The organism is Xanthomonas albilineans, from assembly GCF_009931595.1.
In the GTDB taxonomy this organism is placed as follows: Bacteria; Pseudomonadota; Gammaproteobacteria; order Xanthomonadales; family Xanthomonadaceae; genus Xanthomonas_A; species Xanthomonas_A albilineans.
On record NZ_CP046570.1, the window covers coordinates 1,330,059 to 1,346,327 of the forward strand.

Sequence of the window (16,269 nt, forward strand, 5' to 3'; positions counted from 1 at the left end):
ATGCGCCGGCTGCACACGACTGGCGAAGCTTTTGTTGATCACTCATAGCGCTTGCGGTGATGGGATTGAATGAGCAGGGTGTACAGCGTGCCGACCGTGCCAGTCAGCAGCGCTGGCGCCAACAGTGCATTGAAACCGATGCGGCGGTACGCCAATGCACCCATCACGCCGCCGAGCAGGAATCCGCCGATGATCAGCAGGCTCAGGCGAATGCGCCGACGTTGCAGCGGCAGGCCGCTTAGCGCTTGGCCCAGACCGATCCCCAGATCAGTGAACATGCCGGTGAGATGGGTCGTGCGTACCACGGCGCCGCTGTAGATCGTGGTGGTGGCGTTCTGCAGGCCGCAGGCCATCGCGGCGAGCAGAGCGCCAGAGAGCTGCTGTTGTTTGAACACCTGCATCGCCGCGAGCAACAGCAGCGCTTCCAGCGCAAGCGCCAGACCGTAGCGCCGGCCCAGATGCAGACAGCTATCCTGCACGATGCTACCGGCTAGTATGGCGCCGCCCAGGAACGCGAGCACCACGCCGGTCAGTTGGCCGATCGCGCGAGTATCACCGTCAGCCAGTGCCGCCCCGAGCAAGGTCGTGGTGCCGGTGAGGTGGGTCACCGCCTGGTGCTCGAAACCGAGATAGCCGACCACGTTGACCATGCCGGCGACGCCGGCCAGTGCCCCGGCGAGAATCCATGCCCAGCGCGGCAACGTGAAGCTCATGCCGTATGGTGATGTGTACGCATCTGGTAGCGGTGGATACCAGTTGCCAACTTAGTGGGCGCCGTTGACCGCGATTTCGGAGAAGCTGCCGCTAGCCGGATCGTAGACAGCGCCCCAGAAGCGGGCGCCGCCGCCGCAGGTGCGTACCGCATCGATGGCGGGGTTGCGATCGCGGTTGTCGTCCGGGGCGAAAGCGTTGACGTAGATCGCTTGCTTGCCGTGATACACGATGCCTACGTACTGGTGATCGGAGCTCGATGGATCGGCGATCTGCGGCTGTAGTTGCGCCAGATGCGCTTCTAGTTGTGCGATCTGTTCCGGCGTCGGAATCCAATAGCCGTTCACCGCGCCGTCGTGGTGTGCCGGGCTGTCGCGCGCGCAGGTGTCCAGCACCTGCGCGGCGGTGCTGTTGCGCGTGACCACCCACGATTGCCCGACTTTGAGCGCGGTCGGTACGCTGGCCGGACCGGGTGCGGTGGCGCAGGCGCCAAGCAAGGCCATGACCAGTGCCGCACCGCTCAGGCGTGCGCCCCCGGTACTCACAGAACCTCCGAGGCATAGTCGGCCAGACGCGAGCGCTCGCCACGGCGCAGAGTGATGTGCGCGCTGTGCGGCCAGGCTTTGAAGCGGTCCACCGCATAGGTGAGACCGGAGGTGGTTTCGGTGAGATAGGGGGTGTCGATCTGTTCGACGTTGCCCAGACAGACGATTTTGGTGCCGGGGCCGGCACGGGTGATGAGCGTTTTCATCTGCTTCGGCGTCAGGTTCTGCGCTTCGTCCAAGATCAGATAGCGCGACAGGAACGTGCGGCCACGCATGAAGTTCATCGAACGGATCTTGATCCGGCTAGCGAGCAGGTCGTTGGTCGCCGCGCGGCCCCAGGCGCCGCCTTCCTGGGTGTGCGTGAGCACTTCCAGGTTGTCGGTCAGTGCCCCCATCCATGGCGTCATCTTTTCCTCCTCGGTGCCGGGCAGGAAGCCGATATCTTCGCCGACGCTGACCGTGGCGCGGGTCATGATGATTTCGCGGTAACGCTGCTGGTCCATGGTCTGCGCAAGACCGGCGGCCAGCGCCAGCAAGGTCTTGCCGGTGCCGGCGGTGCCGAGCAGGGTGACGAAGTCGATTTCCGGGTCCATCAGGGCGTTGAGCGCGAAGTTCTGCTCGCGGTTACGCGCGGCAACGCCCCACACCGCGTGCTGACCACTGCGAAAGTCGTCCACCAGCGCCAGCGTGGCCTTGCGCTCGGCGTTGACCTTGACCACGCGTAGTTCCACTTCGTCCTCGCCGGGCAGATACAGGTACTGGTTCGGATACCAGTCCTCGTCGGCGGCCAGCGTAATTTCGTAACAGGTGCGACCCTTGTCGCTCCAACTGCGCAGGTCCTGGTTATGTTTTTGCCAGAAATGCTCCGGCAGTTCGATCGCGCCGGTGTAGAGCAGGCTGAAATCGTCGAGCGCGCGGTCGTTCTCGTAGTCTTCGGCGACCAGGCCGCTGATCGCCGCCTTGATCCGCAGGTTGATGTCCTTGGAGACCAGGATCACCGGCGTTTCCGGGCGCTGTTCGCACAGCGCCAGCACCGAGGCCAGAATCTTGTTGTCCGGGGCGACGCTGCCGAAGCTGCGCCCGGGCTCGACCGGCTGAATCTGGAAGTACAGCCGGCCGATGCTGCTGTTGCTCTTGAGCTGGATGCCTTGTGGGTGGCTCAGCGGGATGCCGGAGGCGATCTGCTCGGCGCCGGCGCCTTCTATCAATTCGTTGAGGAAGCGGCTGACCTGTCGTGCGTTGCGGCTGACTTCGGACATGCCTTTCTTGGCGTTGTCCAGTTCCTCGATCACCTGCATCGGCAGGAACACGTCGTGTTCTTCGAACTTGAACAGCGCGGTCGGATCGTGCATGAGCACATTGGTATCCAACACGTAGATGCGCTTGCCTCGGGTCATCGTGGATTCCTGGAAAAGGGGCAGGGAAAAACCATCGCCGCCTGCGGGGCAGGGGGATGCGATGTGCTGGGAACCAGGGTTGTCACTGCTGGCTGGCGGTCTGCAGTGCGTCGAGAACGGCCTGGGCGTGGCCGGGAACCTTGACCTTGCGCCAGCTGTGCAGCACCTGGCCCGAGGGCGAGATGAGGAAGGTGCTGCGTTCGATCCCCAGCACTTGACGGCCGTACATGTTCTTTTCCTTGATCACGTCGAAGGCGCGGCACAGCGCCTCGTCGGCATCGCTGACCAACGGGAAGCGGAAGCCTTGCTTGTCGCAAAAGTTGTCGTGCGACTTCACCGAGTCGCGCGACACGCCTAGAACCACGGCCCCGGCTTTCTGGAACTGCGGTAACAGCGCGTTGAAATCGATCCCTTCGGTGGTGCAACCGGGGGTGCTGTCCTTGGGATAGAAATACAGGACCAGCCAGCGGCCGGCATAGTCGCCGAGCGTGGCGCTGGCGCCGCCGGACAGGGCCAGCGGCAAGGTCAGCGTGCTGCGATCCAGGGTGTCGCCATCCTTCATGGGGTGTCCTCCGCGTGCATCGCCATCATCGGCGTTCGGTTGCGTGGCTGTCCAGCGCGTCTCAGAACTTCATCGGGTCCATGATCGCGTCCAGGTTGAGGTGGTCGCAGAATTCCAGGAAGTCGTCGCGCAGTGCAGCGATATGCATATTCGCCGGCACTCCGATCGTCACCTGGGCCGAGAACATCTCCGCACCGGTCTGCATTGCGCGGTAGCGCGTGCTTTGCAGGTTTTCGATAGTGATGCCCTGGCGGTCGAAGAAATCGGCCAACTGGAACAGGATGCCCGGTTTATCGGCGGCGATGACCTCGACGATGTAGGGCAGCAGGTTGGACTGCGCCTGTTTGGGGCCGGTGCGGTACCACACCAGCTTCATGCCTTCCTCGCGGTCGAGCCGGGTGAGCATGGCTTCCAGCTTGGCCACCGCGTCCCACGAACCGGTCGCCAGGGCGGTCACCGACACGTCGCGCCCGACAGTGGCCAGACGCGCATCGACGAGATTGCAACCGCTGTCGGTGATACGACGTGTGACCTGCAATAATGGTGACTCCGGATGCGTCGTGTAGGCGTTGATCAGGAGGTGGTTTTCGGTCGGCGCGGGCCTGGGTGTGGTGTCTGTCAAAGGGGCTTCCGGCATTGCGTATGGCTGAACGGCGTCAGGGCAGTCGCCCGACATGAGGTGCAGCATACTTGCCCGCGCTTTCGGGCCGCAAGTAACATGCACTGGAAACCCGTCGGCGCAGGCCGCGCGGCCCTCATCTCCCAACGAGCATCCGGCATCTTGTCTTTCTCCGGCATCATCACCGCTCTGGCCACGCCCTTTCAGAGCAATGGCGATCTCGACCTCGACGCCTGGCAGCGGCTGCTCAAACGTCAGCTCGAGGGCGGCGTGCAGGGTGTCGTGGTGGCGGGATCCACCGGCGAAGCGGCCACGCTGCTGGACGATGAATACGATCTGCTGATGCGCGAGGCGGTCGGCGCCATCGGTGGGCGCGTGCCGGTGCTGGCCGGGACGGGCTTGTCCGGTACCGCCAAGACGGTGGCGCTGACTCGCCGCGCGGCGGCCAACGGTGCGCAGTACGCGCTGGTGGTGACGCCGCCTTATGTGCGTCCGACGCAGGCCGGTTTGCTGGCGCACTACACGCAAGTGGCCGAGCAAGGTGGTCTGCCGGTGGTGCTGTACAACGTGCCAAGCCGCACCGGTTGCGATTTGCTGCCGGAGACCGTGGCACGGCTGGCGCAGCACCCCGCGATCGTCGGCATCAAGGAGGCCAGTAGCGACCCGCAGCGTATCGCCGCGCTCGTGGCTTTGCGCAGTGAGCACTTTGCCGTGTTGAGCGGTGACGACGGTAGCGCTGCGCAGGCGATGCTGAGCGGCTTCGACGGACTGATTTCGGTTGCATCCAATGCATTGCCGGGTGCCTATCGCCATTTGTGCGATCTGGCGCGGGCGCAGCAGGCCGAGCCGACCCAGGCCTGGGATGCGCGTCTGCGCCCCTTTCATGCTTTTTGCGGCATCGAATCCAACCCGATTCCGGTCAAAGCGCTGTTGCAGCGTGCCGGGATCGGTCATGGCCTGCGGCTGCCGCTGCTGCCCTTGTCGGCGGCGCACCATGCCACGGCCGACCGTCTCGCCGCCGACGCCGTCGCGTTGGAACATTTATCCAGCCGCGAAACACTCGCGGCCTGACCCCAGGAGATTGATTGATGCGTGCTTCCGTTCCCTACGTCCGCGTGCTATCGGCCGCCGTTCTGGCGACCACCATGGTCGCGGCCACCAGCGGTTGCAGCTGGTTCCACAAGGGCAAGCCGCGTGGCGATTACCTGTTGCCGCCCGCCATGCGGCCGCTGGAAGTCCCGCCTGACCTGACCGCGCCGGATACCTCGGCGGCGATGAAGATCCCGGCGCTGGCTTCGGCCCAACGCCCGGCGCCGGCCCAGGCGCCGGCCGCGTCGAACAGCGGTTTTGTGGTGCCGGGTACGCGCGATCAGGTGTTCGGCCAGGTCGGCGATGCGCTGGGTGGTATCCCGGGTGTCACCATCGCCAGCAGTGCGCAACTGCTTGGTTCCTACGATGTGGGCTATGAAGGCAGCAATTTCCTGATTCGTCTGGTGGCTGTGGACGCCGGTGTGTCCGTCTCGGCGGTCGATGCGCGTGGCCTGCCGATGTCGGGTGAGGCCCCGGTCAAGCTTATCGCTGCGTTGAAGGCCAAGCTCGTCCATTGAACCCGATCAGGCGTTGGCAGTACGGCGTTCGCGCCGGCTGCGGCCACCAAAAAACGAACGGGCGCCGCAGGGCGCCCGTTCGTTTTTGTGTCTGCGGAAGGGCTCAGTCGTAACCGGATTTTCCTGGGCCGCTTGCTGGTCGCTGCCCGGCGTGTGTCTGGAGCCGCCGCGCATGTTGCGGGCGGCCTACTTTTGCAGCAGCGACAGCTTGTTCGGCTTGCCGTCCCACTCGGCGGCGTCGGCCAGCGGTTCCTGGCGCGTGGTCAGGACCGGCCACGCTTTGGCCAGTTCCGCGTTCAACGCGACGAAAGCCTCCTGGCCAGCCGGCACGTCATCCTCCGGATAGATGGCGTTGGCCGGGCATTCCGGTTCGCACAGGGTGCAATCGATGCACTCGTCCGGATCGATCACCAGGAAGTTCGGACCGGCGTGGAAACAGTCTACGGGGCACACCTCCACGCAGTCGGTGTATTTGCATTTGATGCAGTTTTCGGTGACGACGAAAGGCATGGTTCGATCCGGGTATTAACTGTGCAATTCTAAAACAGTCGATGTCGTGGAGTGGAGAATGGGGCCGTAGCCGCGTGCTCGACGAGCGCCGATCAACTGGCGATACCGCCGTGCTGCCGCGCCAGCCGGTACAGCCCGCGTGCGGCCAGATCCTCCGGGTGGGTGTGGACGCTGCTGCCGAGTGCGCGCAAGGCGTGCGCGTAGCGCGTCAGCAGGCTACTGCCGCCGACTAGATGCACCACCGGCGCAAGCGGCAGGCGTGCGCGCAGTTCGTGGCCGATCAGCAGCCCGGACAGGTACGAGGGCGCTGCTGCCGCGCTCAGGCGTTCGAACAGGCCCAGGCTGCGCACGCCGAACAGATGATGTAGTAATCCCCCGGGGTCGCCGCTGCGCTGCACGCCGGCGGCGAAGCCGGGCGCATCGAAGCTGGCGTCGTCGCTTTCCATCAACCGCGCCAGCAGGCTGTGTTGGCGCAGCAGTGCGTAGAGTTCGCCGGTCATCATCGTCGCCAGGGCGGCGATGCGGCCGTGTTCCAGGTCGACCCATTTGCTGTGGGTGCCAGGCAGGCAAACGGTGTGGTGGGCGCTCTCCTGTCGCTCCTGCGCCAGGGCGTCGAGCAGGCCGATCAATTGGGTTTCCTCGCCGCGCATCACGTCCGGTACGGGGGCATTCGTGCTGGCGACGCCGGGCACGAACCACAGCGTGCGTCCGGGCAGTGCCGGGTCCCGCAGCGAGCGCATCGCCTTAGCCAGCGCGGCGGTGTCGGCGGGGCAGGGTGCGTAGGGTAGTTCGATCCAGCCATTGCGGCTGCCGATCATGCCGCAGAGCACGACGTCGCCCGGCCAGCTGTCGATGAGTGCGGCCAGGGTCGCGGCGAAATGGCCTTGGCAGACCGCGATGCCCTGGTCGCTGCGGCGCTGTTCGAGGATGCCGCCATCGGCGTCGAGCCGATAGCCGCGCAGGCTGCTGGTCCCCCAATCGACGACGATCATGTGCTGGCGATGCGTCCTTCGGGCAGGCCGGCAATGCCGACCGCGGCCATGAACACGCCACCGGCCTGCGGTGTGCGCGCCAGTTCGGCCTCGCTGTGGTCCTGACGCGAGGTGCTCAGGTACAGCGTGGTGCCGTCGGCGCCACCCAGTGCGGGACAACTGGGATGCTTGACCGGCAGTGCGACACGCCGCTCGATGCTGCCATCGGGGCGGTAGCGCACCACCTGCCAGGCGCGCCATTGCGCGTTCCACACATGGCCTTCGGCATCGACGATGGCGCCGTCCGGCTCGCCGCCGTCGCGCTCTAGTTCGACGAATATACGGCTGTTGCTGGTGTGGGCGCTGGCGGCGTCGTAGTCGCAGCACAGGATGCGCGGGTGCACCGAATCGCAGTAATACATGGTGCGGCCATCGGCGCTGAAGCAGATGGCGTTGGGAATGGCCACGCCGGGCAAGGGCAATCGGCGTAGGCCGTGGCGCGCGGACCATTGGTAGAAGCTGCCGACCGGCGCTCGATCAGCGCGCTCGCTCATGGTGCCGAACACGAAGTTGCCGTGGCGGTCGCTGCGGCCATCGTTGCTGCGAGTATCGTCGCGCTCGGGTTCGAGTTCGGCGAGTTGTTGCAGCGACAAGATGCTGGCCGTGTCGGTGGCCGCATCCGGGTCGGCGGCGTACACGCCCTTGACCATCGCCAGCAGCAGCCGACCATCGTCGAACAGGCCCAGACAGCCGGGACGGTCGGGTAGATCCCAGTGCCGGGTCGCGCCGCTGGCCGGGGCGTGCCGCCACAATCGGCGGCCAGTGATGTCGACCCAGAACAGCACCTGGCGATGCTCGCACCACAGGATGCTTTCGCCGTGCGCGCAGCGGCTATCCACGGCCAGCGTCGCGCTATCTTGGGCAGAGGCGTGTGCGTTCATGGAATCACCATTCGGCGATGCTACCGTCGGCGTGGCGCCAGACCGGGTTGTGCCAGTCGGGTGGATTGGCGCTGGCATGGCGCAGGCGTTCTTCGTCGATTTCCACGCCCAGGCCCGGTTTGGGCAATGCGGCGATGCTGCCGCTAGCGTCGCAGGCGAAGTCGTCCTTGTTGAGCACGTAGTCGAGCAGGTCGGCGCCTTCGTTGTAGTGGATGCCGATGCTCTGTTCCTGTAGCACCGCGTTGTGCGAGACGAAGTCGACCTGCAGGCAGGCGGCCAGGGCGACCGGGCCGAGCGGGCAGTGCGGGGCCAGGCCGACGTCGTAGGCCTCGGCCATGCTGGCGATCTTCAGGCATTCGGTAATGCCGCCGGCGTGCGACAGATCCGGTTGCAACAGCGACAGGCCACCGGCCTGCAGTACCGGCTTGAAGTCGAAGCGCGAGAACATGCGCTCGCCCGCAGCCAGTGGGATCGGTGTGGCGGCGGCCAGGCGCGGGTAGTACTCGGCGAGTTCCGGCAGCACCGGCTCTTCGACGAAGAGTGGCTTGAACGGTTCCAGCTCGCGCAGCAGCACACGCGCCATCGGTGCGGCGACCCGGCCATGGAAATCGATCCCGAAGTCGATGCAGGTGCCGAAGGCCTCGCGGATCTGTGCGACCTTGGCGATCGCCGCGTCGACCGCACGTGGTCCGTCGATTAGCTTCATTTCCTCGGTACCGTTGAATTTGAACGTGTCGAAACCGAGGTCGCGGTAGTTCTGGATCTGCGCAATGGTCGCGGCGGGGCGGTCGCCGCCGACCCAGCGGTAGGTCTTCATGCGCTCGCGCACCAGCCCGCCCAGCAGTTCGTAGACCGGCACGCCGAGTGTTTTGCCCTTGATGTCCCACAAGGCCTGGTCGATCCCCGCGATGGCGCTCATCAGGATCGGGCCGCCGCGATAGAAGCCGCTGCGATAAAGCAGCTGCCACAGATCGTTGATCCGCGCCGGATCCTTCCCGATCAAATAGCCGCTGAGTTCGTGTACCGCGGTCTCGACGCTGCGTGCGCGGCCCTCGATGACCGGTTCGCCCCAGCCGGTAATGCCTTCGTCGGTTTCGACCTTCAAAAACAGCCAGCGCGGCGCCGCGTGGTAGGTGGTGAGGCGGACGATTTTCATGCGCGATCCAGATAGGCGTGGCGGAAGGCGGCAGCATGTGCCTGAGTCTGCGCGAGCGCCTGCCCAGGTCGATATAGTTCGCCGCCGATGCCGGCGCCGATCGCGCCAGCGGCGAGGTAGTCGTGCAGGGTGTCGATGGTGACGCCACCGACCACGAACACCGGCACCTGCGCCGGCAGCACCGCACGCAATGCGCGCACATGGCCGGGGCCATAGGTGGCGGCGGGGAACAGTTTGAGCATCTGTGCGCCGGCGTCCAGGGCGGCGAACGCCTCGGTCGCGGTGGCGAAGCCGGCCACCACCTGCAGGCCGCGCGTCAGTGCATGACGGATCAGCGCTGGGCAGGTGTTGGGGGTGACGATGAAGCGCGCGCCCAGTTCGGCGAGGGTGTCGACGTCGTCGGTGTGCAGCACCGTGCCGCCGCCGATCCAGCAACGCTGGCCGAACGCCTGCGCTACGGAGCCGATGCTGTCGGCCCAGCCTGGTGAATTGAGCGGGATCTCGATCGCGTCGTAACCGGTGTCGACCAGCGTGCCGACGTGCGCCAGCGCGTCCTCGGGTGTGAGGCCGCGCAGGATCGCAATCAGGGGGAGTTGGAACACGGAGGTGGCGGACATCGGCTTACCTGGCAGGGGAATACACGGCGTGCGCCGCGATCGGGTCAGAGAAGGGACGAGCCATCGATACCGCAATGTGCAGGGCGTCCAGCGCATCCGCGTTGACGTTGACCCGCAAACGGATCCGTCGGTCGTGAGCACGCGGTGCAACGGCACTGCGACAAGAGCCGCCGCGAGTGATTAGCGTGCGCGTGCGAGCTATGTGCTGCAAATGAAATTTTAGGCATATTCTATTCTCCTTGCGAATACAAAATCTCACGTTCAGGATGTTCGTCCACGATGATCGCTTCCACCAACCCCTGGTTCAATGCGTCGCGCTTGAAGACCCGGCATCTGCTGCTGTTGCTGCAGTTGCACGAGCACCGTTCCGTGTTGCGCGCCGCCGAGGCGGCGAGCATGACCCAGCCGGCGGCATCCAAGCTGCTGGCGGAGATGGAAGACTTGTTGGGGGTGCGGCTGTTCGAGCGGCATGCGCGTGGGGTGGAGCCGACCTCTTATGGGCAGGTGCTGATCCGCCGCGCCCGCGCGGCGATGTCGGAGATCGGCCGTGCCCACGAGGAGATCGCCGCGTTGTGCCAGGGGCGCGTGGGTCAGGTTTTGATCGGCACGGTGGTCAACCCAGGGACCAATTTGGTGCCGCAGGCGATCATCGAGGTCAAGCGCGAGTTTCCGGGCATCCTGGTACGGGTGGAGATGGATTACAGCCGGCCGCTGGTGGCCAGGCTGCTGGATGGTCAGCTCGATATCGTGATCGGTCGCATCCTGGGCCCATACGGTGGCGAGGAACTGGACTTCGAGCCGTTGGCGGACGAGCCGCATTCGGTGGTGGTGCGTGCCGGTCATCCGTTATCCGCCCGCGCGGAGCTGCGTCATGCCGACTTGGCGCGGTACGGCTGGGTGTTGCCGCCGCTGGACAGCGTGTTGCGCGCACGCCTGGATGCGATGTTTCTGGAACACGCGGTGCCGGTGCCGCAGAACGTGATCGAAACCTCGTCGTTGCCGGTAATGACCAGTTTGCTGCGTGGCAGCGATCTACTGGCCGCGTTGCCGGCGGAGGCGGTGGCGCCCTACGTGCAGGCCAAACTGCTGACGGTGCTACCGATTGCGCTGGGCGTGCGCATGGAGTCGTTCGGGATCATCCGTCGTCGCGATTATCTGCTGCCGCCGGGCGCCGAGCGCGTGTTGTTGGCGTTGCGCAACGCGGCCAAGCGTTTGTATCCGGAGCATGTATCGCTGGCGTGAGCCGTGTCGCGCTGCTTGCGGGCGCGGATCGTCGCGCACGGTACCGGAGACGTGCCTGTGCGTGGAGACAGCGTGGGTGCGGGCGAGGTGCACGTGTCGGTTCAGATAGTCCAAACGCACATAGCTCATCCTGAAACTTTCATTTGTTCGTTTGGGGGTTCGTTCCTAGTCTCGCTCCATCGCGATTGCGATTAACGGGGGTGAGCGCCGTGTGCGGCGCGCGTGTGGTGATCGATCCGATGTGCTTTTTGTCACGCTTTGTATCTTTACAACTTATCTGACGGGGCGTTCGCGCGCATCCGTCGCCTGTGTCGGTGTGCGTGTTTCCTGGGAGGGATTCGTCATGTCATCGCAGTACCCACGCGGTTCGGCTCGGCCGACCGCACGGCCATGTGCAACGCACATTCTGGCCCGCTCCGTCATCGCTGTAAGTATCGGTTTATTGCTCAGTGCTCAGGCACTGGCACAGCAGGCCGAGGATAGCGGCAATAAAAAAAATGCGTCCGTCACCGAACTCGATACGGTGCAAGTCAAAGGCGTGCGTGGCAGTTTGATCAAATCGCAGTCGATCAAACACGATGCCGAACAGGTCGTCGATTCGGTCAGCGCCGAGGATATCGGTGCGTTACCCGACCGCAGCGTGACCGAAAGCCTGCAGCGGGTCAGCGGTGTGACCATCGATCACTTCATGGCGCGCAACGATCCTGACCATTTCTCCGCCGAAGGCAGCGGAGTGATGATCCGCGGCATGACCCAGGTCCGCGGCGAGCTCAATGGTCGCGATAGCTTCAGCGCCGCCAGCGGCCGTGGCCTAAGCTTCGAGGACGTCCCGGCCGAACTGATGGCCGGTGTGGACGTCTACAAGAATCCATCGGCAGAAATCATCGAAGGCGGACTCGGCGGCACGGTCAACCTGCGTACGCGCATGCCGTTCGACCAGTCGGGCCGGAGCATCGCTTTCAACGCCGACGCCAACTACGGCGACCTCAGCAAGACTTACAAGCCGTCTGGCTCGTTCCTGTTCAGTAACCGCTGGAACACTGACCTGGGCGAAATGGGGTTGATGTTGGATGCGGCGTATTCGTCGATGGCCACGCGTAGCGATGGCGTCCAGGTCGAACCGTTCGTGCGCCGCACCGATCCGGCGCTGCTGGCTGGGACCAATTTTTCCAAGGTCTATGTGCCGGGTGGGGTCAATTGGCGGCAAATGGATTCCGAACGCAAGCGCAAGGGCATTGCGGCTGCATTCCAGTGGCGACCCAGTGATGACACCGACATCTATGTGCAGTACTTGCGTTCGACGTACGACATGAACTGGCAGGAGCACGCGGCGTTCTTCAACGATCAGAGCAATGCGGTCGGTCCTGCGCCGGGAACCATGTTCACCTACAACGATGAAGGCCGCTTCGTCAGTGGGGAGCCGGTGTCCAGTTCCTCGCGCGGCAATATTACCGGCAATGACGGCGTGCGCTTCTATACCCAGAATCGCTACGCGCAGCAGACCACCACGACCGCGGACCTGTCCGGTGGTTTCACCCAACGCCTGACCGACCGCTTGAACCTGCGCGGCGACATGCAATTGGTGCAGTCGCACAGCGATGCGCTGGATTTCACTCTGTTCGATTCGATCTACATGCCGGGCCTGACCTTCGATCTGAGCGGCAGTTACCCGTCGGTGACGCTTGCCAATCCCAGTTATCTCTCCGCTCCTGCCAATTATTTCTGGAGCGCGGCGATGGATCACCTGGGGCAGAACAGTGGCAGGGAGCTGGCCACACGCTTCGATCTGGACTACAGCTACGACGATAATCCGTGGTTGCGCAGTTTCCGTGCCGGCATTCGCGGCACTTCCCGTACCCAGACCAACAAGAACACCCGCTACAACTGGGGCGTGATTTCCGACAATTGGGCGCCCATTCCCGGCACGGCCACCGGGCTGGCTGATCTGGCCGATTACATGACCCAATCCTCGTCTTGGTACACCTTGTCGAACCTGTTCCGGGGCAAGGTGAACGTGCCAAAACAGTTGTATTTCCCCAGCGACGCGGCGGTCAAGGACTATGCCGGCACCACCAAGCTGATCGAGCAGATCGTCGCATTGCGCGGCACCGGCTGGTCGCCGGAGCATTACCAGTTGCAGGATATCAATCGCCAGTTCGAGCGTACCCAGGCCGCGTACATGATGCTGTACTTCGGCAACGATACGGCTTTGGGTGTCCCGGTGGACGGCAATGTCGGCGTGCGTGTGGTGCAGACCAAGACCAGTGCCACCGGCTACGGGCAATTTCCCGATCTGTCTGCGAGTACTTCCTCGGCCGCATTGGCGGCGGAGTACACCGGTCAGTATTTCCCCAATAATGCCAAGGGGAGCTACACCAACGTATTGCCAAGCTTCAATATGCGTTTCAAGTTCTCCGACGCGCTGCAGTGGCGCATTGCCGCCTCCAAGGCCATCGCGCGTCCGGATTACAGCCAGCTACAACCGTATCTGTTGCTCGCCGCGACGATCCAAGATGGCGTGGTGACCCAATGGACCGGCACCGCCGGCAACCCGAACCTGAAACCGATGAAGGCCAACCAGTACGACACCGCGCTGGAATGGTATTTCGGCAAGAGCGACATGATGTATCTGACGTTGTTCTATAAAGACGTCAGGGACTACTTCTCCAATCAGACCGTCACCGAGATCTACAACGGCCAGCCGTGGCTGGTGACGCGTCCCTACAACATGGACAAGGGCCACATCGGCGGCTTCGAATATGGTTATACCCAGTTCTTCGATTTCCTGCCGGGCTGGATGAGCGGCTTTGGCGTCAATGCTAATTTTACCTTCGTCGATAGCAACGGCGGGGTCAATACTGCGACCGATCCCTACACCAAGACGACCGTTACCGGCGTGCGCCTGCCGTTGGAAGGGTTGTCGCGGCGTAGCTACAACCTGGCCGGCATCTACGAGAAAGGACCGTTGTCGGTTCGTCTGGCCTACAACTGGCGCTCGCGCTACCTGTTGACCGCCAGCGACGTCATCACCAAGTTGCCGGCGTGGTCGGACGATTTCGGGCAACTGGATGCCTCCTTGTTCTATCGATTCACGCCGCACCTGCAACTGGGAGTGCAGGCCAACAACCTCACCAATACGGTGACCAAGGTGCTGATGGGGCCGACGTCCTATAGTGACGGCGAGGTCGATCCACACTTGTACACCCGCAGTTGGTTCGTCAACGACCGTCGCTATTCGCTGGTGCTGCGCGCCAATTGGTAGTGGCGATCCTGCCGTGGGTGTAGCGGGCCGCTGACGGCCAACCTCGCGGGACGTGATCTGGAGTGCGCCGAAACGGTGGTGCGCGCCTTGCCCTGGCGGCAATAGCCTGGGCAAGGCGCACGCCTTGTCGCAATGTAATCCACGGTTTCGCACGTATTTCAATCTAAATAACACGCTCTAGGATCCACACCATGCCCGTTTCCAGGTTTTCCTCCGTTCGCTGGCTGACTCTGTTGGCGATGGCAGCGTTGTCGTGGCCGGCGGCGGCCGCGTTGCAGTTGCCCTTGCTGTTCACCGAGGGTGCGGTGTTGCAGCGCGATGTGCCAATACCAGTGTGGGGATGGGCCACCCCGGGGGCGCGTATTCAGGTGCGCCTGGACGATGCGCAGGCGAACGCGGTCGCTGCGCCGGATGGACGCTGGCAGGCACAGTTGCCGGCGCATGCGGCGGGCGGTCCCTATGTGCTGGAGGTGCAGGGTGACGGCAGCCGGCAGCGTATCGGCGATGTGTTGATCGGCGATGTTTGGCTGGCCAGCGGTCAGTCCAATATGGAAATGCCGCTGGTGATGGCCCGCGACGGTGCGCGAGAAGTCGCGGCTGCGACGGACTCGCAGTTGCGCGATTTCAAAGTGCCGCATACCTGGTCGCCGCAGCCGCAGCCGCGCTTGACCGGCGGAACATGGCAAGCCACCACGCCGGAGCATGCCCACGCGTTTTCCGCAGTAGCTTATTTTTTCGCGCGTGAGCTGCGCGAGCAGATTGGCGTGCCAATAGGCATCATCGACAGCACGTGGAGCGGCAGTGCCATCGAGGCATGGATGGACCGGTCGGCGCTGGATATCGACGCGGCGCAGAGTGCGCGGCGCCAAGCCGAGCAGCAGGCCAAGGACGCGCGCACCTTGGTCGCGGTGCGTCAGCGCATCGCGCGCTGGCCGGCGGTGCAGGACAGCGCGAAGGCGTGGCGCGCGGCCGACCTGGACGACAGTCAGTGGGACAGCATTCCGGTCGAGCGCACGTGGGAAAGTAGCGGTTACGAGGGCATGGATGGCATCGCCTGGTATCGCACCTCCTTTACCCTCAGCGCCGCCGAAGCCAAGGCCGGTATTGTGCTGGGCGTGGGCAAGGTTGACGACTCCGATGTGACCTATGTCAATGGCCAGCAGGTCGGCAGCACCGAGAATCGCTGGAATCAGGCGCGCGTGTATCCAGTGCCGGCGACGGTGCTGAAGCCGGGCGTCAACCGGATTGCGGTGCAGGTGACCGATCTCGGCGGCGGCGGTGGTCTGCATGGCGAGGACAGCGAGCGCTTCGTCGAAGTCGCCGGTGGCGCCAGACGCCCATTGCAGGGCTGGAAGTTCCGTCCGGCCAAGGTCACGGTGAACTTGAACGATGACAAGAACCATGAGCCGACGCTGCTCTACAACGCGATGATCCATCCGTTGCAGCCGTTTCCGGTGCGAGGCGTGATCTGGTACCAGGGCGAGAGCAATGCCACCGCGCTCGGCGCGCTGCGTTATCGCGAACAGTTCGCCGCGATGATCCGGCACTGGCGCGAGGAACGCGGGCAGCCGCAATTACCCTTCCTGTGGGTGCAACTGGCCAATTTCCGCGCTGGTGCCGACACGGACGACCTGAGTCCATGGGCGCTGCTGCGCGAGTCGCAGTCCAAAGCGCTGGCGCTGCCGGCGACGGCGCAGGTGGTGACCATCGATATCGGCACGCCTGGCGACATCCATCCCCCCGACAAGCAGGATGTCGGCCATCGTCTGGCGCTTGCCGCGCGCCACGTCGCCTACGGTGAAACGTTGATCTACACGGCGCCGGTGCTGGCCGATGCTCACTTCGATCACGGCCAGGCGAGGCTGCGTTTCGATCTGCTGGGCAGCGCGCTGGCGGTACGCGGTGGCGGGGAATTGCATGGTTTTGCTATTGCCGGGGCCGATCGCCGTTTTCATCCTGCGCAAGCGCGCATCGAGGGCGACCACGTGCTGGTGCGCAGCGCGGCGGTGCCGCAGCCGCAGGCGGTGCGTTACGCCTGGAGCGAGAACCCGGTCGACGCCAACCTTGTTAACCGCGAGCAATTGCCGGTGTCTCCGTTCCGTACCGATACCTGGTGAGCTGCGGTGCTT

15 protein-coding genes are annotated in these 16,269 nt (G+C 64.2%); 5 read left to right on the forward strand and 10 right to left on the reverse strand.

The features are described from left to right. Nucleotides 1-38: 38 nt before the first annotated feature. The 5 genes from XaFJ1_RS05605 to XaFJ1_RS05625 form a co-directional block, all read right to left on the reverse strand. Entirely contained in the window at nucleotides 39-713 is a 675-nt protein-coding gene (locus XaFJ1_RS05605) for a YoaK family protein (protein ID WP_012915696.1), read from the reverse strand. Nucleotides 714-764: 51 nt separating this feature from the next. Then, nucleotides 765-1,214 (reverse strand): ABC transporter C-terminal domain-containing protein, encoded by a 450-nt coding sequence (locus XaFJ1_RS05610; RefSeq protein ID WP_045757233.1) that lies wholly within the window; start codon nucleotides 1,212-1,214, stop codon nucleotides 765-767. A 38-nt stretch (nucleotides 1,215-1,252) separates the two neighbouring features. Further along, nucleotides 1,253-2,653, reverse strand: coding sequence for a PhoH family protein (locus XaFJ1_RS05615; RefSeq protein WP_012915698.1), 1,401 nt, complete (start codon nucleotides 2,651-2,653; stop codon nucleotides 1,253-1,255). An 82-nt stretch (nucleotides 2,654-2,735) separates the two neighbouring features. Beyond that, the gene (locus XaFJ1_RS05620; protein ID WP_012915699.1) at nucleotides 2,736-3,215 is read right to left on the reverse strand and encodes a peroxiredoxin; all 480 of its coding nucleotides are present in this window, start codon (nucleotides 3,213-3,215) and stop codon (nucleotides 2,736-2,738) included. 61 nt (nucleotides 3,216-3,276) lie between these two features. Continuing rightward, nucleotides 3,277-3,852 (reverse strand): glycine cleavage system transcriptional repressor, encoded by a 576-nt coding sequence (locus XaFJ1_RS05625; RefSeq protein WP_104629953.1) that lies wholly within the window; start codon nucleotides 3,850-3,852, stop codon nucleotides 3,277-3,279. A gap of 144 nt (nucleotides 3,853-3,996) precedes the next feature. Here XaFJ1_RS05625 and dapA point away from each other — a divergent pair, with 144 nt between their 5' ends. Together dapA and XaFJ1_RS05635 are read left to right on the forward strand one after the other, a co-directional pair. Next, nucleotides 3,997-4,905: a 4-hydroxy-tetrahydrodipicolinate synthase gene (gene dapA, locus XaFJ1_RS05630; RefSeq protein WP_012915701.1), complete on the forward strand. Its 909-nt coding sequence runs from the start codon at nucleotides 3,997-3,999 to the stop codon at nucleotides 4,903-4,905. A gap of 17 nt (nucleotides 4,906-4,922) precedes the next feature. Continuing rightward, nucleotides 4,923-5,441, forward strand: a complete 519-nt coding sequence (locus XaFJ1_RS05635; protein ID WP_012915702.1) for a hypothetical protein — start codon at nucleotides 4,923-4,925, stop codon at nucleotides 5,439-5,441. 186 nt (nucleotides 5,442-5,627) lie between these two features. On the opposite strand, the gene fdxA is transcribed toward XaFJ1_RS05635, so the two are convergent. The 5 genes from fdxA to XaFJ1_RS05660 all read right to left on the reverse strand — a co-directional run bounded on the left by fdxA (nucleotide 5,628) and on the right by XaFJ1_RS05660 (nucleotide 9,636). After that, on the reverse strand, nucleotides 5,628-5,951 hold the full coding sequence (gene fdxA / locus XaFJ1_RS05640; protein ID WP_012915703.1) for a ferredoxin FdxA: 324 nt from the start codon (nucleotides 5,949-5,951) through the stop codon (nucleotides 5,628-5,630). A gap of 92 nt (nucleotides 5,952-6,043) precedes the next feature. Next, complete coding sequence (locus tag XaFJ1_RS05645) at nucleotides 6,044-6,943, reverse strand: 2-dehydro-3-deoxygalactonokinase (RefSeq protein WP_012915704.1); 900 nt, start codon at nucleotides 6,941-6,943, stop codon at nucleotides 6,044-6,046. Further along, the gene (locus XaFJ1_RS05650) at nucleotides 6,940-7,863 is read right to left on the reverse strand and encodes an SMP-30/gluconolactonase/LRE family protein (RefSeq protein ID WP_012915705.1); all 924 of its coding nucleotides are present in this window, start codon (nucleotides 7,861-7,863) and stop codon (nucleotides 6,940-6,942) included. Before XaFJ1_RS05650 ends, XaFJ1_RS05645 begins: the two co-directional genes overlap by 4 nt. A 4-nt stretch (nucleotides 7,864-7,867) precedes the next feature. Continuing rightward, nucleotides 7,868-9,019, reverse strand: coding sequence for a galactonate dehydratase (gene dgoD, locus XaFJ1_RS05655; protein WP_012915706.1), 1,152 nt, complete (start codon nucleotides 9,017-9,019; stop codon nucleotides 7,868-7,870). Continuing rightward, on the reverse strand, nucleotides 9,016-9,636 hold the full coding sequence (locus XaFJ1_RS05660; RefSeq protein WP_012915707.1) for a 2-dehydro-3-deoxy-6-phosphogalactonate aldolase: 621 nt from the start codon (nucleotides 9,634-9,636) through the stop codon (nucleotides 9,016-9,018). The genes dgoD and XaFJ1_RS05660 overlap by 4 nt, the downstream gene beginning before the upstream one ends. A 279-nt stretch (nucleotides 9,637-9,915) precedes the next feature. Here XaFJ1_RS05660 and XaFJ1_RS05665 point away from each other — a divergent pair, with 279 nt between their 5' ends. From XaFJ1_RS05665 to XaFJ1_RS05675, 3 genes are all read left to right on the forward strand, one after another. Then, nucleotides 9,916-10,878: a LysR substrate-binding domain-containing protein gene (locus XaFJ1_RS05665; protein ID WP_012915708.1), complete on the forward strand. Its 963-nt coding sequence runs from the start codon at nucleotides 9,916-9,918 to the stop codon at nucleotides 10,876-10,878. A gap of 421 nt (nucleotides 10,879-11,299) precedes the next feature. Beyond that, entirely contained in the window at nucleotides 11,300-14,140 is a 2,841-nt protein-coding gene (locus XaFJ1_RS05670; protein WP_230596919.1) for a TonB-dependent receptor, read from the forward strand. A gap of 191 nt (nucleotides 14,141-14,331) precedes the next feature. Beyond that, nucleotides 14,332-16,257, forward strand: coding sequence for a sialate O-acetylesterase (locus XaFJ1_RS05675; protein WP_012915710.1), 1,926 nt, complete (start codon nucleotides 14,332-14,334; stop codon nucleotides 16,255-16,257). The last annotated feature ends 12 nt before the right edge of the window (nucleotides 16,258-16,269 follow it).

Coding starts and splice junctions, on each gene's coding strand:
- XaFJ1_RS05620 (WP_012915699.1), bottom strand. CDS start 3,215: ATGAAGGATGGCGACACCCTGGATCGCAGCACGCTGACCTTGCCGCTG.
- XaFJ1_RS05635 (WP_012915702.1), top strand. CDS start 4,923: ATGCGTGCTTCCGTTCCCTACGTCCGCGTGCTATCGGCCGCCGTTCTG.
- XaFJ1_RS05605 (WP_012915696.1), bottom strand. CDS start 713: ATGAGCTTCACGTTGCCGCGCTGGGCATGGATTCTCGCCGGGGCACTG.
- XaFJ1_RS05615 (WP_012915698.1), bottom strand. CDS start 2,653: ATGACCCGAGGCAAGCGCATCTACGTGTTGGATACCAATGTGCTCATG.
- XaFJ1_RS05665 (WP_012915708.1), top strand. CDS start 9,916: ATGATCGCTTCCACCAACCCCTGGTTCAATGCGTCGCGCTTGAAGACC.
- XaFJ1_RS05675 (WP_012915710.1), top strand. CDS start 14,332: ATGCCCGTTTCCAGGTTTTCCTCCGTTCGCTGGCTGACTCTGTTGGCG.
- XaFJ1_RS05650 (WP_012915705.1), bottom strand. CDS start 7,863: ATGAACGCACACGCCTCTGCCCAAGATAGCGCGACGCTGGCCGTGGAT.
- XaFJ1_RS05645 (WP_012915704.1), bottom strand. CDS start 6,943: ATGATCGTCGTCGATTGGGGGACCAGCAGCCTGCGCGGCTATCGGCTC.
- dgoD (WP_012915706.1), bottom strand. CDS start 9,019: ATGAAAATCGTCCGCCTCACCACCTACCACGCGGCGCCGCGCTGGCTG.
- fdxA (WP_012915703.1), bottom strand. CDS start 5,951: ATGCCTTTCGTCGTCACCGAAAACTGCATCAAATGCAAATACACCGAC.
- XaFJ1_RS05625 (WP_104629953.1), bottom strand. CDS start 3,852: ATGCCGGAAGCCCCTTTGACAGACACCACACCCAGGCCCGCGCCGACC.
- XaFJ1_RS05610 (WP_045757233.1), bottom strand. CDS start 1,214: ATGGCCTTGCTTGGCGCCTGCGCCACCGCACCCGGTCCGGCCAGCGTA.
- XaFJ1_RS05660 (WP_012915707.1), bottom strand. CDS start 9,636: ATGTCCGCCACCTCCGTGTTCCAACTCCCCCTGATTGCGATCCTGCGC.